The organism is Pseudomonas sp. ADAK13, assembly GCF_012935715.1.
Lineage (GTDB): Bacteria > Pseudomonadota > Gammaproteobacteria > Pseudomonadales > Pseudomonadaceae > Aquipseudomonas.
The window spans coordinates 1,812,213-1,838,318 of the sequence record NZ_CP052860.1; the positions used below are offsets into that span (position 1 = coordinate 1,812,213).

The following is a 26,106-nucleotide window of genomic DNA, read 5'->3' on the forward strand; positions in this document are numbered from 1 at the left end:
TATCTTACCTTCAGCCTTGCCAAGACAAAGCATGCCTTGGGGATTAGAATGCCCCCATTCTCTTTTGGTGACAGCGATATGACTGATCAGCGCAAAGGCAGCGATGCCGAACCCACCACTCACTTCGGCTTCAAGAACGTCCCGGAAAGCCAGAAAGCCGAAAAAGTCGCCGAGGTGTTCCACTCGGTAGCCGCCAAGTACGACTTGATGAACGACGTGCTGTCCGGCGGCATGCACCGCCTGTGGAAGCGCTTCACCATCGAGTTGTCGGGCGTACGTACCGGCAACCGCGTGCTGGATATTGCCGGCGGCACGGGCGACCTGGCCGCCAAGTTCTCCAAGCTGGTGGGCCCGACCGGCCAGGTGATATTGGCCGACATCAACGGCTCGATGCTCAAGGTCGGTCGTGATCGCCTGCTGGACAAAGGCGTGGCGGGCAACATCGAGTTCGTCCAGGCCGACGCTGAAAAGCTGCCGTTCCCGGACAACCATTTCGACTGCGTGACCATCGCCTTCGGCCTGCGTAACGTGACCCACAAGGAAGACGCGCTGCGCTCCATGTTGCGCGTACTCAAGCCCGGCGGTCGCCTGCTGGTGCTGGAGTTCTCCAAGCCGACCAACGCGCTGATGTCCAAGGTCTACGACACCTACTCGTTCGCCTTCATGCCGTTGATGGGCAAGCTGATCACCAATGACGCCGAAAGCTACCGTTACCTGGCTGAATCGATCCGCATGCACCCCAACCAGGAAACCCTGAAGTCGATGATGGTGGAAGCCGGTTTCGACCGCGTGACCTACCACAACATGACCTCGGGCATCGTCGCCCTGCACCGCGGCATCAAGCCCTGATGTTGTTCGCAGGCCTTCTCGCCAGCGTTGAACACGGCCTCAACCGTGTTTTGCGCCTGGACAGCACCGCCCTGGCGCGGCTGGCACACCTGAACGGCAAGATCATCGCCGTGGATTGCACCAGCCCGGCCTTGCAGCTGTTTATCCTGCCCAGCGATGAAGGCCTGTTGCTGGCGACCCACTGGGCCGCCGACGCCGACTGCACCCTGCGTGCTTCCGGCTCCAGCCTGCTGCGCCTGGCCCTGAGCCGGGACAAAACAGCGATCCTCCACGGCCCGGACGTTACGCTCACAGGCGACAGCACAGTGCTGATGGACCTGGCGGCGGTGCTGCAAGACCTGGAACTGGATTGGGAATATGAGCTGTCCCGTTGGCTCGGCCCGGTGGCCACCCAACTGATCAGCGGTCACCTGCGCAGCCGGACGCGCTGGTACCAGCAGGGCTTCGCCAGCCTGAACCAGAACCTCGCCGAATACCTGAGCGAAGAATCGCGCACCCTGGTCGGACAACGGGAAGCGGAAGCGCGCTTTCGTGAACTCGACCAGGCCAAACTCGACCTGGAACGACTTGAGGCGCGCTTCGAGCGCCTGAGCCGCTCCCTGAATTCAAGCGATAACGCATGAAGCTGCTCGCCGTCCGCCGTTTGTTTCGTATCCAGCGCGTCGTAATCCGCTACCGCCTCGATGACCTGCTGTTCGCCCTGCCGCTGCCGTGGTTTCTGCTGGCGGTGCGCTATGTGCTGCCGTGGCGCTGGTTCCCGCGCAAAACCCTCGACCTGAGCCGTGGCGCACGCCTGCGCCTGGCATTGCAGGACCTGGGGCCGATCTTCATCAAGTTCGGGCAGATCCTCTCCACCCGCCGCGACCTGCTGCCCGAAGACATCGCCGACGAACTGATGCTGTTGCAGGACCGCGTCCCGCCGTTTGACTCGCAACTGGCGGTCACGCTGATTGAAGAGCAGCTCGGCAAGAAGATCAGTGAAGTCTTCAGCCGCTTTGACATTGCGCCGCTGGCCTCAGCCTCGGTGGCCCAGGTGCATGCCGCGCAGCTCAAAAGCGGCGAAGAAGTGGTGGTGAAGGTCATCCGCCCGGGCCTCAAGCCGATCATCGGCCAGGACCTGGCGTGGCTGTTCATCCTCGCCCGCGCCGCCGAGCGTTTCTCGGCCGATGCGCGCCTGCTGCACCCGGTGGACGTGGTGCTGGACTACGAAAAAACCATCTACGACGAACTCGACCTGCTGCGCGAAGCGGCCAACGCCAGCCAGCTCAAGCGCAACTTCGAAGGCTCGCCGTTGCTGTATGTGCCGCAAGTCTATTGGGACTGGTGCCGCCCGAAAGTGCTGGTGATGGAGCGCATCTATGGCGTGCAGGTCACCGACCTCGCGACCCTGGCCGACCAGCGCACCAACATGAAAATGCTCGCCGAGCGCGGTGTGGAAATCTTCTTCACCCAGGTGTTCCGCGACAGCTTCTTCCACGCCGACATGCACCCCGGCAATATCTTCGTCAGCACCGTGAACCCGTGGAGCCCGCAGTACATTGCGATCGACTGCGGCATCGTCGGCAGCCTGACCCCCGAAGACCAGGACTACCTGGCGCGCAATCTGTTCGCCTTCTTCAAGCGTGACTACCGCCGCGTGGCGCAGTTGCACATCGATTCGGGCTGGGTGCCGGCAGAAACCAAACTCAACGAATTCGAAGCGGCGATCCGCACCGTGTGCGAACCGATCTTTGAAAAACCGTTAAAAGATATTTCCTTCGGTCAGGTGCTGATGCGTCTGTTCCAGACGGCGCGGCGCTTCAATATGGAAGTGCAGCCACAATTAGTACTGTTGCAAAAGACCCTGCTGAACATCGAAGGCCTGGGCCGCCAGCTCTACCCGGACCTCGACCTGTGGAACACCGCCCAGCCATTCCTTGAGCGCTGGATGCGTGAACGCGTCAGCCCGAAAACCCTGCTGGGCAACCTGCAGAGCCAGGTCGAGCAACTGCCGCACCTGGCCAACATGACCCGCGACCTGCTGGAGCGCATGTCCCAGCCCCATGCCAAGGACCCCGCGCCGCCATGGCACAAGCGCAAGGACGACTGGTTCCTGCGCCTGCTGGGCGCCGCGCACCTGGTGGGCGGCACGATACTGGCCGCCGGCGGGCCGCTGAATGAACTGGGCCATTGGCCGGCTGGCATTATGGTCGCCGTGGGCGTGTATCTGATCGTGCGTCGATAGCCAATCCGGTTATACACTGTCGCAAATTGCCGGAGCCGAAAATGAAAGACTGGCTGGACGAGATCAAGTGGGACAGTGACGGCCTGGTGCCGGCCATTGCCCAGGACTACAAGACCGGGCGCGTGCTGATGATGGCCTGGATGAACCGCGAGGCCCTGAGCCTGACAGCCGCCGAGAACCGCGCCATTTACTGGTCACGTTCCCGTGGCAAACTGTGGCGCAAGGGCGAAGAGTCCGGGCACGTGCAAACCCTGCATGAGATGCGCATCGACTGCGACGCCGATGTGGTCATCCTCAAGGTCGAACAGATCGGCGATATCGCCTGTCACACCGGCCGTCACAGCTGCTTCTACCGCGTGTTCGAAAACGGCGAGTGGAAGACCGTCGAGCCCGTGCTCAAAGACCCGCACGCCATTTACTCGGCAGGACACTGAACATGAGCGATACCCTCAACCGCGTGGCCCAGGTGCTGGAAGACCGCAAAGGCGCGGACGCCGACAGCTCCTATGTCGCCAGCCTGTACCACAAGGGTCTGAACAAGATTCTGGAAAAACTCGGCGAAGAATCCGTCGAGACGATTATTGCTGCCAAGGACGCGCAAATCAGCGGCGACTGCAGCGACGTGATCTACGAAACTGCCGACTTGTGGTTCCACAGTCTGGTCATGCTCGCCCAACTGGGGCAGCATCCACAGGCAGTGCTTGATGAACTGGACCGTCGCTTCGGCTTGTCCGGGCATGCCGAAAAGGCCTCGCGCCCGTCCGCCTGACCAACTATTACAGAGGAATTGCAGCATGGGCATTTTTGACTGGAAACACTGGATCGTCATTCTTGTGGTCGTTGTGCTGGTGTTCGGCACCAAGAAACTGAAAAACCTCGGCACCGACGTCGGTGAATCGATCAAGGGCTTTCGCAAGGCCATGAACGACGACGAGAAGCCTGCCGACCCGGCCGTCAACCCGGTGCCACCGGCGCAGCCTGTACACCCGCAGGCCACTCAGCCGATCACTGAACGTCGCACCTTCGACGTACAGGCCGAGCACGTCAAAGAGCAGAACCAAAAAGACTCGTGAGTACTGAATAATGTTTGGTATCAGCTTCTCTGAACTGCTGCTCGTCGGCCTCGTGGCCCTGCTGGTACTGGGGCCGGAACGCCTGCCCGGTGCCGCGCGCACGGCCGGCCTGTGGATCGGGCGCCTGAAACGCAGTTTCAACGCCATCAAACAGGAAGTTGAACGGGAAATCGGCGCCGACGAAATTCGCCGGCAACTGCACAACGAACACATTCTGTCGTTGGAGCAGGAGGCACGGAAGATTCTCTCGCCGGTGCAGGAAACGCCCAAGCCGGTCGAGCCTGTGGCCGAGCACTCGATTGCACCGCCTGCCACGCCTGCGCCTGCACCGGTCGCCGAACCCGTGCACGCCGCCGAGCCTGCGCCCGCCGCGCACGTGACCCCGACCGAACCCGCGCCGACGCCTGCCGTGTCGCCCGCTCCCCACGACCCTACATTGCCGCCGCGAGCCCCATGAGCGCTGATAAACCGGAAACCGACCAGCACATGCCACTGGTCTCGCACCTCACCGAGTTGCGCACCCGCCTGCTGCGTTGTGTCGCGGCGATCTTCATCATCTTTGCCGGGCTGTTTGCCTTCACCCAGCAGATCTACACCTTCGTCTCCACGCCGCTGCGCAACTACTTGCCGGCCGGCGCGACGATGATCGCCACCGACGTGTCGTCACCCTTCCTCACGCCGTTGAAGCTGACGATGATGGTCTCGCTGTTCCTGGCGATCCCGGTGATCCTGCACCAGATCTGGGGCTTTATCGCGCCGGGCCTGTACAAGCATGAGAAACGCATCGCCGTGCCGCTGCTGGTGTCGAGCATCCTGCTGTTCTACACCGGCATGGCCTTCGCCTACTTCCTGGTGTTCCCGCTGATCTTCAAATTCTTCGCCGCTGCTACGCCGGCCGGCGTGGAGATGATGACTGACATCACCAGCTACCTCGACTTCGTGATGACGCTGTTCTTCGCCTTTGGCGTAGCGTTCGAAATCCCGGTGGCCGTGGTGCTGCTGGTGTGGATCGGCGTGGTCGACGTCAAATACCTGAAGAAGATCCGCCCGTACGTGATCATCGGCTGCTTCGTGGTCGGCATGATCCTGACCCCGCCGGACATCTTCTCGCAGACGTTGCTGGCCGTGCCGATGTGGATGCTGTTCGAAATTGGCATCCTGTTTGGCAGCCTGGTGAGCAAGCGTGGTGATCACCCGGATGACCAGCCCGCCGACGACGACCAGCCGCCAGCGACCCAGCCGTGAACCTGCTGCTGCTTGAGGAGGCCGACTTTGTCGCGGCCGACCGGGTGGTGCTGCGTGATCGGCGCCTGGTGCATATGCAGGAAGTCCACCGTGCCGCGGTAGGCGACAGCCTGCGGGTCGGACGTATTGGCGGCTTGATGGGCAACGCTCGGTTGCTGCGCCTGGAAGCTCGGGAGGCCGAGCTCGAAGTGACCTTCGACCAGCCGCCGCCGGCCAAACTGCCCCTGACCCTGCTGCTGGCCCTGCCCCGCCCGAAGATGCTGCGCCGGGTGCTGCAGACGGTGGCGTCCATGGGTGTGCCACGGGTGGTGCTGGTGAACAGCTATCGCGTGGAAAAGAGTTTCTGGCAGACGCCCTTCCTGGAGCCGGAAGCGATTCGCGAGCAGTTGATCCTCGGTCTGGAACAGTCCCGGGACACGGTGCTTCCCGAGATCGTGATCGAAAAGCGCTTCAAGCCGTTCGTCGAAGACCGCCTGCCTGCCCTGGCGCAAGGCACCCTCGGCCTGGTCGGCCACCCGGGTGACTACCCGCCCTGCCCTCGTGGCCTGGATGAGCCGGTCACGCTGGCCATCGGGCCGGAAGGCGGCTGGATTCCCTACGAGGTGGATCTGCTGGCCAAGGCCGGTTTGCAGCCGGTGCAACTCGGCGCTCGCATCCTGAGAGTCGAAACTGCCGTCACCGCGCTGCTCTCAAGACTCTTCTAAATCCCTCGCCACAAAAACACCCATCCTACAGAAATATCCGAACCTGCCGATAGCTTCTGAATAAGTCCAAGCCTTGTTCCAGGGGAGTTCGCAGCATGTATCGTTGGTTAGCCGAGAAACTGGGGAATGTAAGCGTCAACCGCAAGCTGGGCATAGGCTTTGGCCTGGTATTGATACTGACCCTGCTGATCACCTTTACCGGCTGGACGGGCCTGAGTGGCGTGATCAGCCGCGGCGACAAGCTGGGCTATATTTCGAGCCTCAACGGGTTGTCCAAGGACTTGCGCCTGGCGCGCCTGGACTTCGAAATGCGGCGGGGCGAACAAGGTACGGGCGCCGTCAACGACCTGATCACACAACTGGACAGTGGCCTGAAAACCGCCGCAGAACTGATCGAGCAACCCGACGACAAGCTCGTCGTGGAGCAACAACAGGGCGCCCTGAACCAGTACAAGAAAGCCTTTGGCTCCATGGTGCAGGCCGGTCTCAAGCGTGAAGGCGCCCGCAGCAAACTGGGGGACACCGCCGACAACGCCGTGGCAAAAATCAACGAAGTGGAAAAATCCCTGCTGCAAGGCGACAGCGTCACCCTGTTCAACAGCGTGGTCGACTTGAGCAAGCTGATCCAGCAGGCGCGCTTCCAGGTGCGCGGCTACACCTACAGTGGCAAGGTCGAAGCCGAACAGCCGGCCCTGGACGCCATCGACAACGCCCTGAAAAAAATCACCGAGCTCAACGACACGTTGCCTGAGCAATACCGGGCCAACCTGCAAGAGGCCAGCGTTTCGCTGCAGGCCTACCGTGCCGCCGTCAGCCAGTACCGCGATTCCCAGGTGGCCAGCGCTGCCGCGACGAAAATCATGGCCGAACAAGGCGATATCCTGCTCGACCGCAGCAACAAACTCACCACCTCGCAAACCGTGGTGCGTGACACCGACACCGCCCACGCCAAGAACCTGTTGCTGCTGGCCACGGCCCTGGCACTGGCCTTCGGCATCCTCGCCGCCTGGGCCATCACCCGGCAGATTGTCATCCCCCTGAACCAGACCCTCAAAGTCGCCGAGCGCGTGGCGTCCGGCGACCTGAGCCACAACCTGATCTCCCAGCGCCAGGACGAACTGGGCCAGTTGCAGCGGTCCATGCAGAGCATGACCGTAGGCCTGCGGGAGCTGATCGGCGGTATCAGCGACGGCGTCACCCAGATCGCCAGCGCTGCCGAGCAACTGTCGGCCGTCACCGAGCAGACCAGCGCCGGGGTGAACAGCCAGAAGGTCGAGACCGACCAGGTGGCCACCGCCATGAACGAAATGGCCGCCACCGTGCAGGAAGTCGCCCGTAATGCCGAAGAAGCCTCCGAGGCCGCCGTAGCCGCCGACCAGCAGGCCCGTGAAGGCGACAAGGTGGTGGGTGAGGCCATCGCCCAGATCGAGCGCCTGGCCAGCGAGGTGGGCAACTCCACCGAGGCCATGGGCCACCTCAAGCGCGAGAGCGACAAGATTGGCAGTGTTCTGGACGTGATCAAGTCCGTGGCCCAGCAAACCAACCTGCTGGCCCTCAACGCAGCGATTGAAGCGGCGCGTGCCGGTGAAGCCGGGCGCGGTTTTGCGGTGGTCGCCGACGAAGTGCGCAGCCTGGCCCAGCGCACGCAAAAGTCCACCGAGGAAATCGAAGAGCTGATCGTCGGCCTGCAAAGCGGCACCCAGCAGGTGGCGACCATCATGGACAACAGCCGCAACCTCACCGACAGCAGCGTCGAGCTGACTCGCCGGGCCGGCAACGCCCTGGAGAACATCACCCGCACCGTTTCGACGATCCAGGCGATGAACCAGCAGATCGCCACCGCGGCCGAACAACAAAGTGCCGTGGCCGAAGAGATCAACCGCAGCGTGCTCAACGTGCGGGACGTTTCCGAACAAACCTCGGCGGCCAGCGAAGAGACCGCCGCTTCCAGCGCGGAACTGGCCCGACTGGGGATTTACCTGCAAACCCTGGTGGGCCGCTTCAAGGTCTGACCCTGTCGCGGCGGCCATCAGGGCCGCCGCCATGGAAACTTGTGAAATTTCCTACGCGCTTTTCAGGTCGTGAATGACACACCTGGCGCCGAATAAAAGTAGCGTTTCAATTCCCCTGGCCGTTATCAGCCGGACGCTTGAGACGCTCCTTTTGATTCGTTGGAGGTTCACCATGTTTCGTCCACTGACCCGTGCATTAGGCAACATCAGTGTCACCCTCAAACTCTTCCTGGGCTTCGGCCTGGTGCTGCTGCTCAGCCTGGCCATCGCCCTGACAGGCTGGCAGGCATTGAACGCCTCGCTGTTCCGCTCGCAGTCACTGACCGTGCTCTCGCAACTGGCGGTGGTAGGCGAAGAACTGCGGGCCGACCGCATCGTGTACCGCACCCTGAACGACCCGAACAGCCTGACCCGAATCGGCCTGCACATAGAGAAAATCGACCGCTACCTGGCCGAGTTGGCGGCACGCCTGGTGCACCCGGCCAGCCTTCAACAAGTGCAAGACTCGAACCGCATAACCGCCAGCTTCAAAACCGCCCTGGGCGGGCTGGCCAACCTGATAGAGCAGCGCGAAAGCGCCCGTGAGCGGCTCAAGAAAAGCTCGGTCCAGGCCAGCGACACCCTCGCACAATTGGCCAGCGACCTGCCCAATCAGGACGATGAAAAGGCCCTGGACGCTGTAGAACAACTTCGCCAGGCCATGGAGAAAGCCGAGGACAGCGCCCAGACCGCCGCCTGGGCCGCCGCTTCACTGGAAGCCTATGGCCAGGCCGTCGCCGATGCATTGCACACCCTCGACAGCGCCCAGACCGCCGTGGCTACGCTGCCCGTGGACGGGACGGCGCTGAAAAGCGCCCTGCTCGACTACCGCAACCAGCTGACGCGCCTCAAGGACGCCCAGCTCACCACTGAAACCACCCAAAACCAACTGGAACAGTGGCTGGATCAGTTACTCAAGCAAAGCGACCAACTGAGCCAATACCAGACCGAACAGCGTGATCGCGAAGCCGACCAGGCCCGCACCCTGCTGCTCAGTGTCACCGGCGCAGCGCTACTGCTGGGAGCCCTGGCGGCGTGGCTGATCGCCGGCCAAATCGTCACGCCGTTGCGTCAGGCGCTGGTCGTCGCAAACCGGATTGCCGAGGGCGACTTGAGCCACAATATCCAGGCCACCCGCGAGGATGAAGTGGGGCAGTTGCAGCGCAGCATCGGGCAGATGACCGTCAACCTGCGGGGCCTCATCGGTGGCATCGGCGACAGCGCCCGGCAGATCGCCAGCGCCGCCGAGCAACTGTCTGCCGTCACCGAACAGACCCGCGCCGGGGTCGATGGCCAGAAACAGGAAACCGAACAGGTGGCCACCGCCATGAATGAAATGCTCGCCACCTCCCAGGAAGTCGCGCGCCATGCCGAGCAAGCCTCACTGGCCGCCACCGAGGCCGACCGGCAGGCGAGCCAGGGTGATCAGGTGGTCGCCGAGGCGATTGTTCACATCGAGCACCTGGCCCAGGAAATGACGCGCTCGAGCCAGGCCATGCAAGGGTTGCAGCAGGAAAGCCGGAAGATCGGCAGCGTGCTGGAGGTGATCAAATCCGTATCGGAACAAACCAATTTACTGGCCCTCAACGCAGCGATCGAGGCGGCCCGGGCCGGTGAGGCCGGCAGAGGTTTTGCCGTGGTCGCCGATGAAGTACGCAGCCTGGCGCAACGCACCCAGCAATCGGCCGAGGAAATCGAGGAGCTGATCAGTGGCCTGCACCGGGGCACGCAGCAGGTCGCAGACATCATGGACAACAGCCGCAGCCTCACCGACAACAGCGTGCAACTGACCCGCCGCGCGGGTGAGGCCTTGGCCGGCATCACTCGGACGGTGTCGGTTATCCAGGAGATGAACCCGCAGATTGCCGCCGCTGCCGAGGAACAAACGGCAGTAGCGGAGGAGATCAATCGCAGTGTGCTGAAGGTCAAGGATGTGTCGGAACAAACCTCGGCCGCGAGTCAGGAAACTGCGGCGGCCAGTGTCGAACTGGCGCGCCTGGGCACGGATTTGCAGGTGTGGGTGGGCAAGTTCAAGGTCTGAAAAAAACCACGACCAACGCTAACCTGTGGCGAGGGAGCTTGCTCCCGTTGGAGTGCGCAGCGCTCCTATCTTTTTTTGGGGCCGCTACGCGGCCCAGCGGGAGCAAGCTCCCTCGCCACAAGAAGCGTTTTATAGAACCTGACGCAGAAAGGCTTGGGCCCGGGGATCCTTCGGCGCATCGAAGAATTGCGCCGGGGCGGCGTCTTCCAGCAGTTTGCCGTGATCGAAGAACAGCACCCGATCGGCCACTTCCCGGGCGAAGCCCATTTCATGGGTGACGCAGACCATGGTCATGCCTTCCAGGGCCAGGGTCTTCATTACATCAAGCACTTCGCCGACCATTTCCGGGTCGAGTGCCGAGGTAGGTTCGTCAAAGAGCATCACTTTGGGCTCCATCGCCAGCGCGCGGGCAATCGCCACGCGTTGCTGCTGGCCGCCGGAAAGCCGCGACGGAAATTCGTTGGCTTTCTGGGCGATGCCGACTTTTTCCAGGAGTGCCAGGGCCTTGGCCTCGCGCTCTTTCTTGCCACGCTTGCGCACGACTTTCTGCGCCAGGCAGAGGTTCTCCAACACGGTCATGTGGGGGAACAGGTTGAAATGCTGGAACACCATGCCGACTTCCCGGCGGTAGGCGTTCACATCGGTTTTCGGGTCTGCCAGTTGCAGGCCGTCGATGCTCACCGAGCCGGAATCAAATTCTTCCAGGCCGTTGAGGCAACGCAGGAACGTCGACTTGCCGGAACCGGACGGGCCGATCACCACCAGCACTTCACCCTTGGCCACCTGGGTGGTCACGTTATCCACCGCGCGGACTACGTGGCCGCGGGTGTCGAAGACTTTTACCAGATCGCGGACTTCAATCACTTTGCGCGAGCCTCCGCTCAAGCCGGCTGGCGATTTTCGACAGCGGCAGGTTGATCAGCAGGTACAGGCCTGCGACGCAGAACAGGATTTCGAACGGCGAAAACGAGGTAGTGATGACTTCACGGCCGCTTTTCAGCAGTTCGGTAATGGCGATCACCGACACCAGGGAAGTGTCCTTGACCAGGCTGATAAACTGCCCGGCCAGCGGCGGCAACACGCGCTTGAAGGCTTGCGGCAACACCACATGGCGCATCGACTGGCCAGCACTGAGCCCCAGGGAGCGAGCTGCTTCATTTTGCCCACGGGCAATCGACTGCACGCCGGCGCGAATGATTTCCGCCACATAGGCGCCGGTGAACAGCGACAGTGCCGCGATCCCGGCGAATTCCCGGGACAGGTTGAGCACGGTGCCGATAAAGAAATAGAAAATGAAGATCTGCACCAATAGCGGCGTGCCGCGTACCAGTTCGACGTAGATCGTCGACAGATCGCGCAGGGTCGGGTTATTCGACAGACGACACAACCCGGTCGCCAGGCCGATCAACAACCCGAGCACCCCGGACACCACCGACAACCACAACGTGGTCCACAAGCCCCACAATAACGGGCCAGCGGCCCAATGCCGGGTGACGCCGACCACGTCGCCCTCGGCCACGTCATCGCCCTGAGCCACTTGCAGGCTGTTCTCGGCGACGGTCAGGTGCTGTTCGTTGCCCTCGTCATTGCGCAGGGTGACTTCAGCCACATCGCCCTTGCGCACCAACTCGCTGACGGTGGAAATATCCGACGCCCGCTGGGACTCTTCAGCCTGGTAGACGAAGTACTGCGGCACACGGTTCCAGCGCCATTCGTAGGACATCAGCGAGGTGGCGTAATACAACGCGCCGGCCAGGCCGACCAGCACCAGCACCGTCAGCAGGTGCCAGGGCCATTGGGCTTTTTTCTGTTTCATTTCAGGTTCCGGGATGTGTATCGCCTGGCAAGCCCTCATCGCGGGCAAGCCCGGCTCCCACATTTGAAGGCATTGTCAGGACTGACATCGATCAATGTGGGAGCTGGCTTGCCTGCGATGAAGTCGACGCGGTATCGCGTTATTCCATGTCCTTGAGCCACTCGGAGCTCTTGAACCACTTGTCATGGATACGATCGTAGGTGCCGTCGTTGCGGATCTGGTGCAGGAAGTTGTTGATGAAGTTGATGCTGTCGTAGTCGCCCTTCTTCAGGCCGAACGCCAGGGGCTCAAAGGTGAACGGCTGGTCGAGGAATACCAGCTTGCCGTTGCCGACCTTGTTCACCGCCACCACGTTGTAAGGCGCGTCATACACAAAGGCGTCGGCCTTGCCGTTGACCACGTCGAGCACGGCTTCCTGCTCGTTGTCGTAGCCATGGTACTTGGCCTTGGAGATCAGCTTCTTGGCCACCATCTCGCCGGTGGTGCCGAGCTTGGAGGTCAGGCGGTACTTCTCGTCGTTCAGGTCTTTGTAGGACTTGATGGTGCCTTCCAGCTCCTTGCGGATCAGCAGGGTCTGGCCGACCACGATGAACGGTTCGCTGAAGTTCAGGCGCAGGTTGCGTTCCTGGGTCAGGGTCATGCCGCTGCCGATCATGTCGAACTTGTTGGTCAGCAGGGCCGGGATGATGCCGTCGTAGCCGGTGGAGATCGGCTCGAACTTGACGCCCATGGACTTGGCCATGGCCTTGAGGATGTCGACTTCAAAGCCGATGATTTCACCGCGCTTGTTGGTCATCTGGAACGGCATGTAGGTCGGGTCCATGCCGACTTTCAGCGTGCCGCGCTTGACCGCATCATCGATGGCGCCGGCGTGGGCCGCATTGACAGCCACCAGTGCGGTGACGCCTAGCAGCAGCATCGAAAGATACTTTTTCATCATCAAGTCCCCTGAACTCATTTTCTTGTGAGGTCGGCGCGCAAAAGGGCTGCACCATTTCGGGGTGCGATCCTAACTCACTCCCCGCCCGGTACAAAGGTTTCACCGGGATTTGTTGCCAAGGTATGACAGAAAAGCCCCACAACCGTGCAGAGAAGGTCACGGCTAGACACCTCGCCCCACAGGCCCGCCAATTGCTTGATGTGTAAGCAGTTATGACTATCAGTCCATCTCCCCCATCCAGTCCGAGTCCTTGAACCACTTGTCATGCAGCCGATCGTAAGTGCCGTCCTGGGCCACTTGGTTGAGGAAATGATTGATCCAGTTGAGGCTGTCGTAATCGCCTTTTTTCAGCCCGAACGCCAGGGGCTCATAGGTAAAGGGTTGCTCCAGTGCCAACAACCCACTGTTCTGGGGTTTGGCGATTGCGATCAGGTTATACGGCGCATCGTGGATAAAAGCGTCGGCCTTGCCCTCCACCACCTGGCGCACGCCTTCTTCCGGCGTAGGAAAACTGCGCAGCCGGGCCACACCGAGAAACCTTTTCGCCGCAGCCTCGCCCGTGGTGCCCTCGGCAGCCACGATGCGGTAACCGGCTTCGTTCAAGTCTTCGATGCTGTGGACCTGGTTGGCCAACCGCGGATGCAGCAGCACGGTCTGGCCGACGATGATGAACGAGTCGCTGAAGTTGAGTGTCAGGTTGCGTTCCTGCGTGACCGTCATGCCGCTGCCGATCAGGTCGAACCGACTGGCCAGCAAGCCGGGGATCAGATCGGTATAGGGCACCGAAACCAGCTCCAGCTTCACCCCCAGCGCCTTGCTCATCTCCCGCAACAGGTCAATTTCAAACCCGACGATACGGCCCTTTTTGTCGGTCATCTCGAAGGGCACGTAGGTCGGATTGGTGCCGACTTTCAGCACACCCCGCCGCACGGCTTCGTCTATGGCCCCGGCGTGTGCCAGGTAACCGCAGGAAAATGTGACGATGCCGAGCCACAGCATCGATAAATACCTTTTGATCATGAAACGCCCCTGTTCCGTTAAACACTCCCACACCCAGCCACGCACAAGTTCGCGTAAACCAGGGGCTTCGAGTCAGATTTTGGGGGCGATGCTAACCCACTCGCAGGCAGGGCAATACGCCTCGGAGAAGGGTCTTTTGTTTCGAAATAACAAGGCGTTAGCGTAATGAAGCAGAAGGGAAAAACGGCGTAGGACGGTTGCCGAACACGCCCCCGAGGCGATACCTCGGGGGCGTCGGAATCAGGCTGGTTGAGCCTGGGACGACAGTGGTTTCAATGGCAGCAACGGCGCATGCGGATCGGCCTTGACCGATTCGCGCCAGGCATTGAGCCACTCGGCGTGGCCGTCGCTCCAGACCAGCTCGTGCAAGCGTGCCAGGGCAACCGGATCGCTGAGCAAGGCCAGGCGTTCGCTGTTGTTCAGGCCGGCAGGACCGACTTTCAACGCATGGCGAACACGCTCGACACGCAGCCATTCAATCGGCTCCGCCTGCCCGTGACGGGAAGTCGCCAAGGCGCACGCGAGGGCGTTCTGCTGTGGATCGACCACCGACCGCACAAAGCCGTCATTGAGCGCATGCCAACGGTTTTCGTGGGTGTACTTGTCGGTCGACAACAGCGCCTGGGGCGGGTTGTATTCCTCCGGGATCAAAAACAGGCTCTCGTCGCGGGACTTGAGGCCCAGCTTGACCCGGCTGGAAATCACCGACACCGGGATCGACAGCATCAGCGAACCGACGATCGGCACCAGCCACCACAGGAAGCTTGGGTTCAGCCACACCACCAGCAGTGCCCAGAAGAAACCAAGCAAGGTCTGCGGACCGTGGCGCTTGACCGCCTCGCTCCAGGGCGTGGAGTCATCGTCACGCTGTGGCGAGTTCCAGGTCGCGGCCCAGCCGAGGAACGCAGCCAGTACGAAACGGGTGTGGAAGATCATCCGCACCGGCGCCAGCAACATGGAGAACAGCATCTCCAGCAGCATCGACAAGGTCACCTTGAACTTGCCGCCGAACTCTTTCGCGCCCTTGGCCCAGATCAGGATGATGCTCAGCAGTTTAGGCAGGAACAGCAGCACGATGGTGGTGGAGAACAGCGCCACCGCCTTGTCCGGGTGCCATTGCGGCCACAGCGGGTACAACTGGCGTGGCGCCATGAAGTACTGCGGCTCCATCAGCGTGTTGACCGCCAGCAGGGCCGTCGACAGCACCAGGAAGAAGAACCACAACGGTGCCGACAGGTAAGACATCACGCCGGTCAGGAACACCGCACGGTGCACCGGGTGCATGCCTTTTACCAGGAACAGGCGGAAGTTCATCAGGTTGCCGTGGCACCAGCGACGGTCACGCTTGAGTTCGTCCAGCAGGTTCGGCGGCAGTTCTTCGTAGCTGCCCGGCAAGTCGTAGGCAATCCACACGCCCCAGCCGGCACGGCGCATCAGCGCTGCTTCAACGAAGTCGTGGGAGAGGATCGCACCGGCAAACGCGCCTTTACCCGGCAACGGCGCCAGGGCGCAGTGCTCGATGAACGGCTTCATGCGGATGATCGCGTTGTGCCCCCAGTAGTGGGATTCACCCAGCTGCCAGAAGTGCAGGCCGGCGGTAAACAGCGGGCCGTACACGCGGGTGGCGAACTGCTGCATGCGCGCATACAGGGTGTCCATGCCCGACGCACGCGGCGCGGTCTGGATAATCCCGGCATCCGGCGTGGCTTCCATCAGGCGTACCAGGCTGGTCAGGCATTCGCCGCTCATCACGCTGTCGGCGTCGAGGACCACCATGTACTTGTAGTCACCGCCCCAGCGACGGCAGAAGTCATCGAGGTTGCCGCTCTTGCGTTTGACGCGACGGCGACGGCGGCGATAGAAGATCTTGCCGAAGCCACCGGCTTCGCGGCACACGTCGAGCCAGGCTTGCTGCTCGGCGATGCAGATGTCGGCCTCGTTACTGTCGCTGAGGACGAAGAAGTCGAAACGGTCCAGGTCACCGGTGGCGGCAACCGATTCGAACGTTGCGCGCAGGCCGGCAAATACCCGGGGCACGTCTTCGTTGCAGATCGGCATTACCAGGGCGGTGCGGGCATCTTTCGGAATCGGCTCGTTACCGGCACTTTTACCGGAGATACGGTATTTATCGTGACCGGTCAGCAGTTCCAGGAAGCCCATCAGCGCGGTCCAGAAACCGGCCGAGACCCAGCAGAACAGAATCCCGAACAGTACGAGGATGCTGGTTTGCAGGGCGTAAGGCATCACTTGGGTCGCGGTTTGCAGCAGGGTCTGGTTGCGGATCTCGTCAAAGTCGACGAAGGACCAGCCCTGGTACGGCATGATGCCTTTCATGTACCAGCCGGCGACGATCGTCTGGCCGAGCATCAGCACCAGCAGGATATAGCGACGGATCGAACCGACGGTGCGCCAGCGCGCAGCCGGCAACACGCGTTCATCCTTCGGCGGTGCCGGAGGGTTGGTACGACCGGTCAGGCGACGCCAGCCACGCACCAGGATATTGGTGCGCCATGGCTCAGGCACGACCTTGGTCCGACGGATCGGCGGCGTGGCCTTGAGGCAAACCCGGCCGCTGGCGTCGAGCGCCAGCATTTCGGCGTCTTGCAGCTCTTCGGCGGTGTTGAGGGTCAGCCGGGCGCCCACCGACGCCTGGGCGTCGGCAGGTGCGTCGAACGTGGACGATGACAGGCGCTTGTGCAATTCACTGAAGGAATCGCAGCCCGCCAGTTCGGCGCGCTGCTCATCGGTCATCGGTAGATGCGCCAGATACTCGGCAAGAGTCTCTGGCTGGACTTGAGAATTACTCATCGGCAGGCAACTGATAGCTCCAGGTTTCGGTCAGGACTTGCTCTGTCTTGGCCGGCTCCGGTGTGGCTGGGGCAGCCGCTTCCGGCTGCTTGGCGTCCTTGTCCTTGGCGTCTTTCTTGGCCGCTTTCTCATGCTGTTTGGCCAGCACTTTGTCGGCCTTCAACACTTGAGTCGAAACCTTCTCCGGCTCAGGCGTCACGATGTCCTGGACCAGGGCGGCACGCATTTCAGTCGGCTTGCCTGCGTCCTTGATCTTCATGCGCAGGGTCAGGCGCCAGCCTTGGGTGTGCGGGTTGTAGCGCACGCTGTTTTCAACGATTTCGGCGTTGTCGCCCACGCTGACCTGGCTGCGAACCGGTGCGTCAGCTGGCAGTTTCTTCAGGGACGGGCCCTCGAAGTCCACCAGGTAGGCCACGCTGCCGTCTGGCTGACGGATCAGGTTGGACTGCTTGACGTCGCCGGTGGAACGCAGGGTCTGCTTGACCCAGGCGCTTTCAGGCGAATGGAACTCGGCGTCTTTCAGTGTCCAGTGCAGGCGATAGGCAACGTCCAGCGGTTTGCCGGGCTCCGGCAGTTTTTCCGGGCTCCAGAAGGCAACGATGTTGTCGTTGGTCTCATCGGCGGTCGGAATCTCTACCAGGTCGACGGAGCCCTTGCCCCAGTCGCCATCAGGCTCGATCCAGGCGCTTGGGCGCTTGTCGTAGTTGTCGTCGAGGTCTTCGTAGTGGCTGAAGTTGCGACCGCGTTGCAGCAGGCCGAAACCACGCGGGTTTTCCACGGTGAAGTTGCTGACCGACAGGTGTTTGGGGTTGTTCAGTGGGCGCCAGATCCACTCGCCGTTGCCGGCATGGATCGACAGGCCGCTGGAATCGTGCAGCTCGCGACGGTAATTGAGGACCTTGGACGGCTGGTTGGCGCCGAACAGGAACATGCTGGTCAGCGGGGCGATGCCCAGCTTGGTGACCTTGTCACGCAGGTACATCTGGGATTTGACGTCGACGATGGTGTCGGTGCCAGGGCGCAGGATCAGGCGATAAGCGCCCGTCGCCCGTGGCGAATCCAGCAGGGCGTAGATCACCAGCTGTTTCTCGCCCGGCTTTGGACGCTCGATCCAGAACTCGGTGAAGCGCGGGAATTCTTCGCCGGACGGCAACGCAGTATCGATCGCCATACCGCGGGCAGACAGGCCGTAGACCTGGTCTTTACCCACGACGCGGAAATAGCTCGCGCCGAGCATGGTCATGATTTCGTCTTGCTTGTCGCCCTTGTTGATCGGGTACAGCACACGGAAACCGGCATAACCCAGCTGTTCGGTGGCTTTAGGATCAAACTTGACGTCGCCGAAATCGAAACGAGCCGGGTCGTACTTGATTTCCTGGACGCTGTCGGCGGTGACTTCGTTGATTTTCACCGGTGTATCGAAGTGCATACCCTGGTGATAGAAGGACAGCTTGAACGGGGTGTTCTGATCGGCCCACTCGGCTTTTTCGTTGCGGAAACGAATTTTCTGGTAATCAGCGAATTTCATTTCGCGGAATTCGTTCGGCAAATTGCTGCGCGGAGCTTCGTATTTCTGCCCGGCCAGCTCTTTTGCCTTGGCCGACACATCATCCAGACTGAATGCCCACAGTTGACCCGCGCCGAACAGGCAAAACAGGGCAGAGCCCGTTACCAGTGCGTTTCGTAACCGTTTGGCAGACAATTTTGGTGCATTACAGGGACTAACAATCACGAGCAACCCTCGCCGAAAACAGATCAAAAAACCAACGGCCAGCTATCTATATGCCAGGTTGGCGAGCATTGTTCCGACTCCCATGGGGCTAAATGATTCCCCAATAGCTATCGGACAAGTCTCTACCTAAGTCAAAAATGGACCAATTAACGCTGATCCCCGTAGCGCGCGATTATCTAGTAGCCCGCGAGACAACGCATCAGGGTCAGCGAAGTATTTGTAGCGAAAACCCGGTTTTTTGGGCATCACAAGTCGTTTTCAGTACATTCACGTCTGTAACAGGAAGGTGACCGGCCCGTCATTGACCAAATGCACCTGCATATCCGCGCCAAACCGCCCTGCCGCTACCGTGCCATGCAATTGTTGCGCTTGTAACAGCAGGTAGTCGAAAAGTGCCTCGCCCAACGCCGGCGGTGCCGCCGTGGAGAAGCTGGGACGCAAGCCGCTCTTGGTATCTGCCGCCAGGGTGAACTGCGACACCAGCAGCAAACCGCCGCCAATGTCTTTCAAGGACAGGTTCATCTTGCCCTCGTCGTCGCTGAACACCCGATAGTTAAGCAGCTTATGCAGCAGCTTGTCGGCGCAGGCTGGGGTATCTGACGGCTCGACGGCCACCAGCACCAGCAAACCCTGGTCTATCGCACCGACCACCTGCCCTTCTACCTCGACCCGGGCGCCGCGCACCCGTTGCAAAAGCCCCTTCATGCTTCTTCAGGCGGCAAATCAAGCAGGCGCCGTGCCATTTCACTCGCCGCACGTACCAGCGCATCGGTGATTCCGGGCTCGGAAGCCGCATGGCCGGCCTCGCGGATGATCTGCAGCTCACTGTTGGGCCACGCCTGATGCAGCTCCCAGGCGTTGTCCAGCGGGCAGATCATATCGTAGCGGCCATGCACGATTACGCCAGGCAGATGGGCGATCTTGTGCATGTCGCGAATCAGCTGGTTGGGTTCAAGGAATGAATTGTTGGTGAAGTAGTGGCATTCGATACGGGCGATCGACAACGCGCGCTGAGGTTCGGAGAAGCGCTCGATCAACTGCGGGTTCGGGCACAGGCCCAGCATGCGCCCTTCCCACGTGGACCAGGCCTTGGCGGCGTGCATCTGGGCGATCTGGTCATTTCCGGTCAGGCGCTTGTGGTAGGCGCTGAGCAGGTCGTGGCGCTCCTCCGCAGGGATCGGCGCAAGGTAATCCTGCCAGTAATCCGGGAACAGGCGGCTGGCGCCCGCCTGGTAGAACCATTGGATGTCCTGGGGACGGGCCAGGAAGATGCCCCGCACGATCAGGCCATGCACCCGTTCCGGGTGGGTTTGCGCGTAGGCCAGGGCCAGGGTCGAACCCCAGGAACCGCCGAACAGCACCCATTTTTCGATGCCAAGGTGCTCGCGAATCCGCTCAAGGTCGGCCACCAGGTCCCAGGTGGTGTTGTTTTCCAGGCTGGCCCGTGGGGTGGAGCGCCCGCAGCCGCGCTGATCAAAAGTAACAATTCGGTACAGATTCGGATCGAAATAGCAGCGGCTATTGGCGTCACACCCGGCGCCAGGGCCGCCGTGGATGAATACGACGGGCAAGCCTTCCGGGGAACCACTTTCGTCGACGTACAGTACGTGGGTTTCATCGACGGCCAGATCGTGCCGGGCGTAGGGTTTGATCTGCGGGTACAAAGTCTGCATTGCGCGCTCCGTAAGGGGTCGAGTTCATCCCTGGGGGGACGTCTATTATTTTGCCGTCTGGCATCATAAACCCGAATTGTGCAATGAGCATGTCCTGACGGACTTAGACCTGTGTCAGCAGAACTCCACGCAGGTAATCCAGCAGATAAGCGTAGAGCCGGTCGACCTCCGGCACCTGGCCCCGGGCCCGCAGGCAGCCGTGAACCAGGCCTTTGCCGGGATACAGCAGGGCCGCCACCCCGGCAGCTTGCAGCCGCTCGGCATAGAGCATGCCGTCGTCCCGAAGCGGGTCGAACTGGGCGACGGCGATCAAAGCCTGCGGCAACCCGCTGAAATCCGCAGCCAGCAATGGCATGGCGTAGGGCGACGGTTTGCCCGGCCCCCGCAGGTAGAGCGCCAGGTAGCACTCGGTGTCGGCAGCGCTGAGCAGCGGCGCGTCGACGCAGTCGCGGCGGGACGGCAAGTCGGCGGGGCCGCCCAGGCCCGGGTAGATCAGGATTTGCGCCAGGGGCTGCGGCTGGTGGTCGTCCCGCAGGCCCAGGCACACGGCGGCAGCGAGGTTACCGCCGGCGCTGTCACCGGCCACCACCAGACGTTGAAGGTTGATGTGGCAAGGCGCTTCACCCGCCTGGATCGCCCGCCAGACCGCACGGCAATCGTCGAAAGCCGCCGGAAACGGGTGTTCGGGGGCTAGCCGGTAATCGATGGCGATCACCAGCACCTGCAGAGCGTCGGCCAGCTCACAGCAGATAAAGTCGTGGGAATCCAGGCCACCCACCACCCAGCCGCCACCGTGCATATAAAGGATGCACGGCCAGCCGCCATCAGGTGTCGGCGTCACCGGTTGATAACTGCGTACGCCCACGCCACCCAGGGAAACGTCCGACACCTGCAACCCTTCCGGCCGCGCCGGGGTGAACGCCTGGCACATGCGGTCATAGCCCCGGCGCAACCCAGCCAGCGAGGTGTCGTCGCTGGTGAAAGATTCGGTTTTTTCGACAAAGGCGCACATCGGCGCGGAAATCGGGTAGTGGGACATGAAGGTGATCGTCCTGATATGAAGACTCAAAGCACACCACAAGACAAATGTGGGAGCTGGCTTGCCTGCGATAGCGGTGTTTCAACCAACGCCATCGTCGACTGATACACCACTATCGCGGGCAAGCCCGGCTCCCACATGGGCTCTCTGTTGTTTGATCTATCGTGTTCGCATCAAGGCTTCAGGCTGGCCTGCACCGCCGCCACGCCGTCCTTGCCATCCAGGGTTGTCACACCGGCCAGCCAGCGCTGCAAGTCCTCGGGATTGTCACGCAGCCATTGTTTGGCAACATCCTGCGGCGTCTTGCGGTCCATGATCGGCACCATCAACTGGCTCTCCTGGGCGGCGGTGTAGGTCAGGTTCTCCAGCAGCCGGGTCACGTTGGGGCAACGCTCGGCATAATCCGGCGCCGTCACCGTGGAGACTGTAGCCATGCCCTCGTTGGCACCGAACACATCTTCGCTGCCGGTCAGGTAAGCCATTTTCATGTTGATGTTCATCGGGTGCGGGGTCCAGCCGACAAACACCACGAACTCCTTGCGGTTCACCGCCCGCTGCACCGCGGCCAGCATGCCCGCTTCACCGGACGCCACCAGCTTGAATCCGCCCAAGCCAAAGCGGTTGCTGTCGATCATTTTCTGGATGTCGGTATTGGCACCACTGCCCGGCTCGATGCCGTAGATCTTGCCGCCCAGCTTGTCCTTGAAGCGGGCAATGTCGGCAAAGGTTTTCAGGCCCGCATCGGCGACGTACTGCGGCACTGCCAGGGTAGCCTGGGCGTCGGACAGGCTTGGCTTGTCGAACACCTTGACCTGCTTGGCAGCGAGAAACGGCGCGATGTTGTTGTCCATCGCCGGCTTCCAGTAGCCCAGGAAGATATCCAGGCGTTTGTCGCGGATACCGGCAAAGATGATTTGCTGCACGGCGCTGGTTTGCTTGCTGTCATAGCCCAGGCCGTTGAGCAGCACATCGGCCATGCCACTGGTGGCGATCACGTCGGTCCAACTGACCACGCCCATGCGTACGACCTTGCACGAGGCCGGGTCGGCGGCCATCGCGTTGGCGCTCAGAAGGGCGGCGCCGGTGAGAATCAACAGACAACGGTTGAACAGTCTTTTCATCGATGCGGTCTCACTCGGCAGTTTTTATTGTGGGGATGGCGTCTGACGCGCCGTGCCCAACACCTTACCCAGCGAGACCTCGATCAAAGCGACCTGTGGCGACTGTGAGTTGCACTCAGGCGACTTGAGAGGTGTGTGGCTGTTGAGGGCCTCATCGCAGGCAAGCCAGCTCCCACATTTGAATATGTTTGCCATTCAAAATGGTGGGAGCCGGGCTTGCCCGCGATGGCTATCTCAACTGCGCAACCGATCACCGATAGTGCTTTTGCCCCCAGGCCAGGAACCCTTCCAGCAATTCCTTCAACACCACCCGCGTCGGCTCGGCCAGGTCGGCGCGATAACGGAAGGGCTCAAACTCTTCCATGTAGGTGCACTGCCCCAACTCCAGCTGCACCGCGTGGATGTTCTCGGCCGGGTTACCGTAATGCCGGGTGATATGCCCGCCCTTGAAACGCCCGTTGAGCACATGACTGTACTGCGGATGCGCGGCGCAGATGGCTTCCAGCTGGCTGGCCAGTTGCGGGTCGCAGGCGGCACCATTGAAGGTGCCGAGGTTGAAGTCCGGCAGCTTGCCTTCGAACAGGTGCGGGATCACCGAGCGGATCGAGTGCGCATCAAACAGCAGTGCATAACCGAACTCGGCCTTGAGCCGGGCCAGCTCGTTTTGCAGGGTGCGGTGATACGGCGTCCACACCTGCTCCAGGTACGTGGCGCGTTCGGCCTTGGACGGTTCCAGGCCTTCGCGGAACAGCGGCACACCGTCGAACAGCGTCGCCGGGTACAGGCCGGTGGTGGCGCCGACGTACAGCGGCTTGTCGTCTGATGGCCGGTTCAGGTCGATGACAAAGCGCGAATACTCGGCGGCCAGGGTGCTGGCGCCCAGCGCTTCGGCGAAGTCATACAGCGTGGGGATGTGCCAGTCGGTGTCCGGCAGGCTTTGCGCCTCGGGGATCAGCCCGGCTTGCACCGCCGGCGTCAGGCGCAGGCCCGCGTGGGGCATGCTGATCAGCAGCGGTACGCGGCCTTGTTTGAAATTCAGAACCTTATCCACAGCGCTACTCCTCAAACGGTGACATCGGCGCCATGGCGCACGACGCGTTTATCCAGCTCGCCGCCCAGCCAGTAGGCCAGGTCGGCAGGGCGATCGATCTGCCAGGCGACAAAGTCCGCGACCTTGCCCACTTCCAGCGAGCCGTGGCTGTCACCCAGGCCCAGGGCGGTGGCCGCGTGCTGCGTGGCGCCGGCCAGGGCTTCTTCCGGGGTCATGCGGAACAGGGTGCAGGCCATGTTCAGCATGAGGCGCACCGACAACGCCGGCGAGGTGCCCGGGTTGAGGTCGCTGGCAATGGCGATCTTCACGCCGTGCTTGCGCAGGGCGTCCATCGGCGGCAGTTGGGTTTCCCGCAGGAAGTAGAACGCCCCCGGCAGCAACACCGCGACGGTGCCGGAAGCGGCCATGGCAATGGCGTCTTCCTCGGTCATGAATTCCAGGTGGTCCGCCGACAGCGCCTGGTAACGCGCCGCCAGGCTGGAGCCGTGCAGGGACGACAACTGTTCGGCGTGCAGTTTTACCGGCAAACCGAGTTTTTGGGCGGCAATGAACACACGCTCCACCTGCTCCGGCGAAAACGCCAGGTATTCACAGAAGGCGTCGACCGCATCCACCAGGCCTTCCGCTGCCAGTGCCGGCAGCATCTCGGCGCAGATGTGGTCGATGTAGGCGTCGGCGCGGTCCACGTACTCCGGCGGCAACGCATGGGCCGCCAGGCAGGTGCTGCGCACACTGACGGGCAGCTCGGCGCCGAGGCGGCGGATCACCCGCAGAATCTTGCGCTCGCTGGCCAGGTCCAGGCCGTAGCCGGACTTGATCTCGACGGTCGTCACGCCGTCGCGCAGCAAACTGCGCAGGCGCTTGTGGCCGCTGGCAAACAGCTCATCTTCGGACGCCGCGCGTGTGGCGCGCACGGTGCTGGCAATACCGCCACCGGCGGCTGCGATCTCGGCGTAGCTCACGCCTTGCAACCGCTGCTCGAACTCACCGCTGCGATTGCCACCGAACACCGTGTGGGTGTGGCAGTCGATCAGCCCGGGCGTGACCCACGCCCCTTGCAGGTCGTGGGTGGTCGCGTAGTCAGCCTTCGGCAGATCGGCGCGCGGGCCGATCCACTCGATGAGCGTGCCCGAGGTAACGATGGCGGCATCCTCGATGATCGAGTAGTTGCCCTGGGCCATGGTTGCAACGTGGCAGTGTTGCCAAAGCGTTTTCATCAACGCCTCCGTTAGGTTATCGATGAGACAAAGCCGGGTCGTAGTGGACCTTGGCCGTTTGCCCGGCGGCGGGCTTGACCCACAGCAGATAGGCAACGATCAGCAGGACGATCCACACGGCGCCGACCATAAGGGCAGCCTGGGTGTCCGGGAAGTAACCCAGCACCCCGAAGATAAACAGCATGAACACGATGGCGGCCGCTGGCGCATAAGGCCAGAACGGCACCGGGAATTTCAGCTCGGCGATCTGCTCCTTGGTCATCGCGCGACGCATCGCGACCTGAGTCACCAGGATCATCAGCCACACCCACACCGTGGCGAAGGTCGCGATCGAGGCGATCACCAGGAACACGTTTTCCGGGATCAGGTAGTTGAGCACCACGCCGCCGAGCAACGCGGCGCCCATCACCACCACCGTCATCCACGGCACGCCCTGTTTCGACAGCTGGGCAAAGCCCTTGGGCGCCTGCCCCTGCTGGGCCAGGCCGTACATCATGCGGCCGGCGCCGAAGATGTCGCTGTTGATGGCCGAGACGGCAGCGGAGATCACCACGATGTTGAGGATGGTCGCCGCCGAGCCTATCCCCAGGTTGCTGAAGATCTGCACGAACGGGCTGCCCTGGCTGCCGATCTGCGGCCACGGGTAGATCGCCATCAGCACAAACAACGTCAGCACGTAGAACAGCAGGATACGCAGCGGCACCGCGTTGATCGCCTTGGGGATCACGCGCTGCGGGTCCTTGGCTTCGCCAGCGGTGATGCCGATGATTTCGATGCCGCCAAAGGCGAACATCACCACCGCGAAGGACGCAATCAGGCCGCCCACGCCGTTAGGCATGAAACCGCCGTGGGCCCACAGGTTGCTGAGACCGGTGGCCGGTGCTTCGCCCGCCGAGTGAATACCGAACAGCATGATGCCGAAGCCACCGAGGATCATCGCGACGATGGCGCCGACCTTGAGCAGCGACAGCCAGAACTCCATTTCGCCAAAGACTTTGACGTTGCACAGGTTCAAGCCGCCGATCAGCAACACGATGCCCAGCACCCAGACCCAGCGCGCGACTTCGGGAAACCAGAAGCCCATGTAGATGCCAAAGGCGGTGACGTCGGCGAGGCAGACGATGATCATTTCAAAGGCGTAGGTCCAACCGAGGATAAAGCCGGCCATCGGGCCCAGGTAGGTGCTGGCGTACTGGCCGAAGGAGCCGGACACCGGGTTGTGCACGGCCATCTCGCCCAGGGCGCGCATCACCATGAACACGGCGGCGCCGCCGATCAGGTAGGCCAGGAGTACGGCAGGACCGGCCATCTGGATCGCGGAGGCAGAGCCGTAAAAGAGCCCGGTGCCAATCGCGGAACCGAGCGCCATGAAGCGAATATGTCGGGCGGAGAGCCCGCGTTTCAAACCTTTTTCCGGGTGCATTTCTCGTCCTTAATTATTTTTATCCTGAGAAAATTCGAATCTGTAGAAGATCAAATGTGGGAGCTGTCGAGCCCCAGCG

23 protein-coding genes and 2 pseudogenes are annotated in these 26,106 nt (G+C 61.8%); 12 read left to right on the forward strand and 13 right to left on the reverse strand.

Translation table 11 applies throughout. The features are described 5' to 3' along the window. The first annotated feature begins 78 nt into the window (after window positions 1–78). From ubiE to HKK54_RS08585, 12 genes and pseudogenes are all read left to right on the forward strand, one after another. Window positions 79–849 carry a bifunctional demethylmenaquinone methyltransferase/2-methoxy-6-polyprenyl-1,4-benzoquinol methylase UbiE gene (gene ubiE, locus HKK54_RS08535; protein ID WP_169386565.1) on the forward strand — a complete coding sequence of 257 codons (771 nt, stop codon included), beginning with the start codon at window positions 79–81 and terminating at the stop codon, window positions 847–849. Continuing rightward, a complete protein-coding gene (locus tag HKK54_RS08540) occupies window positions 849–1,472 on the forward strand; it encodes a ubiquinone biosynthesis accessory factor UbiJ (RefSeq protein WP_169386566.1) in 624 nt (207 codons plus the stop codon). The genes ubiE and HKK54_RS08540 overlap by 1 nt, the downstream gene beginning before the upstream one ends. Further along, entirely contained in the window at window positions 1,469–3,073 is a 1,605-nt protein-coding gene (ubiB, locus tag HKK54_RS08545) for a ubiquinone biosynthesis regulatory protein kinase UbiB (protein WP_169386567.1), read from the forward strand. Before HKK54_RS08540 ends, ubiB begins: the two co-directional genes overlap by 4 nt. 41 nt (window positions 3,074–3,114) lie before the next feature. Next, complete coding sequence (gene hisI, locus HKK54_RS08550) at window positions 3,115–3,507, forward strand: phosphoribosyl-AMP cyclohydrolase (protein ID WP_010169173.1); 393 nt, start codon at window positions 3,115–3,117, stop codon at window positions 3,505–3,507. A gap of 2 nt (window positions 3,508–3,509) precedes the next feature. Further along, the gene (locus HKK54_RS08555; protein WP_003209299.1) at window positions 3,510–3,842 is read left to right on the forward strand and encodes a phosphoribosyl-ATP diphosphatase; all 333 of its coding nucleotides are present in this window, start codon (window positions 3,510–3,512) and stop codon (window positions 3,840–3,842) included. A 25-nt stretch (window positions 3,843–3,867) separates the two neighbouring features. Beyond that, the gene (locus HKK54_RS08560) at window positions 3,868–4,146 is read left to right on the forward strand and encodes a twin-arginine translocase TatA/TatE family subunit (protein ID WP_003209298.1); all 279 of its coding nucleotides are present in this window, start codon (window positions 3,868–3,870) and stop codon (window positions 4,144–4,146) included. 10 nt (window positions 4,147–4,156) lie between these two features. Next, window positions 4,157–4,603: a Sec-independent protein translocase protein TatB gene (gene tatB, locus HKK54_RS08565; RefSeq protein WP_169386568.1), complete on the forward strand. Its 447-nt coding sequence runs from the start codon at window positions 4,157–4,159 to the stop codon at window positions 4,601–4,603. After that, on the forward strand, window positions 4,600–5,391 hold the full coding sequence (gene tatC, locus HKK54_RS08570; RefSeq protein WP_003209295.1) for a twin-arginine translocase subunit TatC: 792 nt from the start codon (window positions 4,600–4,602) through the stop codon (window positions 5,389–5,391). Before tatB ends, tatC begins: the two co-directional genes overlap by 4 nt. Continuing rightward, the gene (locus tag HKK54_RS08575; RefSeq protein WP_169386569.1) at window positions 5,388–6,095 is read left to right on the forward strand and encodes a 16S rRNA (uracil(1498)-N(3))-methyltransferase; all 708 of its coding nucleotides are present in this window, start codon (window positions 5,388–5,390) and stop codon (window positions 6,093–6,095) included. Before tatC ends, HKK54_RS08575 begins: the two co-directional genes overlap by 4 nt. A gap of 95 nt (window positions 6,096–6,190) precedes the next feature. Next, a pseudogene (locus HKK54_RS33970) lies at window positions 6,191–7,249 on the forward strand (methyl-accepting chemotaxis protein); the annotation flags it as partial. A 144-nt stretch (window positions 7,250–7,393) separates the two neighbouring features. Then, window positions 7,394–8,107 carry a methyl-accepting chemotaxis protein gene (locus HKK54_RS33975; RefSeq protein WP_371318573.1) on the forward strand — a complete coding sequence of 238 codons (714 nt, stop codon included), beginning with the start codon at window positions 7,394–7,396 and terminating at the stop codon, window positions 8,105–8,107. Window positions 8,108–8,279: 172 nt separating this feature from the next. After that, window positions 8,280–10,187: a methyl-accepting chemotaxis protein gene (locus HKK54_RS08585; RefSeq protein WP_169386571.1), complete on the forward strand. Its 1,908-nt coding sequence runs from the start codon at window positions 8,280–8,282 to the stop codon at window positions 10,185–10,187. A gap of 129 nt (window positions 10,188–10,316) precedes the next feature. Here HKK54_RS08585 and HKK54_RS08590 read toward each other — a convergent pair whose 3' ends face one another. The 13 genes and pseudogenes from HKK54_RS08590 to HKK54_RS08650 all read right to left on the reverse strand — a co-directional run bounded on the left by HKK54_RS08590 (window position 10,317) and on the right by HKK54_RS08650 (window position 26,027). Beyond that, complete coding sequence (locus HKK54_RS08590) at window positions 10,317–11,051, reverse strand: amino acid ABC transporter ATP-binding protein (RefSeq protein ID WP_088423043.1); 735 nt, start codon at window positions 11,049–11,051, stop codon at window positions 10,317–10,319. Then, window positions 11,044–12,003, reverse strand: coding sequence for an amino acid ABC transporter permease (locus HKK54_RS08595; protein ID WP_010169159.1), 960 nt, complete (start codon window positions 12,001–12,003; stop codon window positions 11,044–11,046). Before HKK54_RS08595 ends, HKK54_RS08590 begins: the two co-directional genes overlap by 8 nt. A gap of 139 nt (window positions 12,004–12,142) precedes the next feature. Next, window positions 12,143–12,940 (reverse strand): transporter substrate-binding domain-containing protein, encoded by a 798-nt coding sequence (locus tag HKK54_RS08600; RefSeq protein WP_010169158.1) that lies wholly within the window; start codon window positions 12,938–12,940, stop codon window positions 12,143–12,145. A gap of 222 nt (window positions 12,941–13,162) precedes the next feature. Continuing rightward, window positions 13,163–13,963 (reverse strand): transporter substrate-binding domain-containing protein, encoded by an 801-nt coding sequence (locus HKK54_RS08605; protein WP_029615816.1) that lies wholly within the window; start codon window positions 13,961–13,963, stop codon window positions 13,163–13,165. Between the two features lie 235 nt (window positions 13,964–14,198). Beyond that, window positions 14,199–16,771 (reverse strand): annotated as a pseudogene (mdoH, locus tag HKK54_RS08610) (glucans biosynthesis glucosyltransferase MdoH); the annotation flags it as partial. Further along, on the reverse strand, window positions 16,764–18,503 hold the full coding sequence (locus tag HKK54_RS08615) for a glucan biosynthesis protein G (RefSeq protein ID WP_010169155.1): 1,740 nt from the start codon (window positions 18,501–18,503) through the stop codon (window positions 16,764–16,766). The gene HKK54_RS08615 and the pseudogene mdoH, both read right to left, overlap by 8 nt. A 267-nt stretch (window positions 18,504–18,770) precedes the next feature. Continuing rightward, window positions 18,771–19,208, reverse strand: coding sequence for a D-aminoacyl-tRNA deacylase (dtd, locus tag HKK54_RS08620; protein WP_169386573.1), 438 nt, complete (start codon window positions 19,206–19,208; stop codon window positions 18,771–18,773). Then, window positions 19,205–20,176: a prolyl aminopeptidase gene (gene pip / locus HKK54_RS08625; RefSeq protein ID WP_088423039.1), complete on the reverse strand. Its 972-nt coding sequence runs from the start codon at window positions 20,174–20,176 to the stop codon at window positions 19,205–19,207. Before pip ends, dtd begins: the two co-directional genes overlap by 4 nt. A 103-nt stretch (window positions 20,177–20,279) precedes the next feature. Beyond that, window positions 20,280–21,215, reverse strand: coding sequence for an alpha/beta hydrolase (locus HKK54_RS08630; RefSeq protein WP_010169149.1), 936 nt, complete (start codon window positions 21,213–21,215; stop codon window positions 20,280–20,282). Window positions 21,216–21,388: 173 nt separating this feature from the next. After that, on the reverse strand, window positions 21,389–22,336 hold the full coding sequence (locus HKK54_RS08635; RefSeq protein ID WP_169386574.1) for a choline ABC transporter substrate-binding protein: 948 nt from the start codon (window positions 22,334–22,336) through the stop codon (window positions 21,389–21,391). A 250-nt stretch (window positions 22,337–22,586) separates the two neighbouring features. Continuing rightward, window positions 22,587–23,387 carry an N-formylglutamate deformylase gene (hutG, locus tag HKK54_RS08640; protein ID WP_169386575.1) on the reverse strand — a complete coding sequence of 267 codons (801 nt, stop codon included), beginning with the start codon at window positions 23,385–23,387 and terminating at the stop codon, window positions 22,587–22,589. An 11-nt stretch (window positions 23,388–23,398) separates the two neighbouring features. Then, window positions 23,399–24,604 (reverse strand): imidazolonepropionase, encoded by a 1,206-nt coding sequence (gene hutI / locus HKK54_RS08645; protein WP_169386576.1) that lies wholly within the window; start codon window positions 24,602–24,604, stop codon window positions 23,399–23,401. Between the two features lie 16 nt (window positions 24,605–24,620). After that, entirely contained in the window at window positions 24,621–26,027 is a 1,407-nt protein-coding gene (locus tag HKK54_RS08650; protein ID WP_169386577.1) for an amino acid permease, read from the reverse strand. Window positions 26,028–26,106 lie beyond the last annotated feature (79 nt).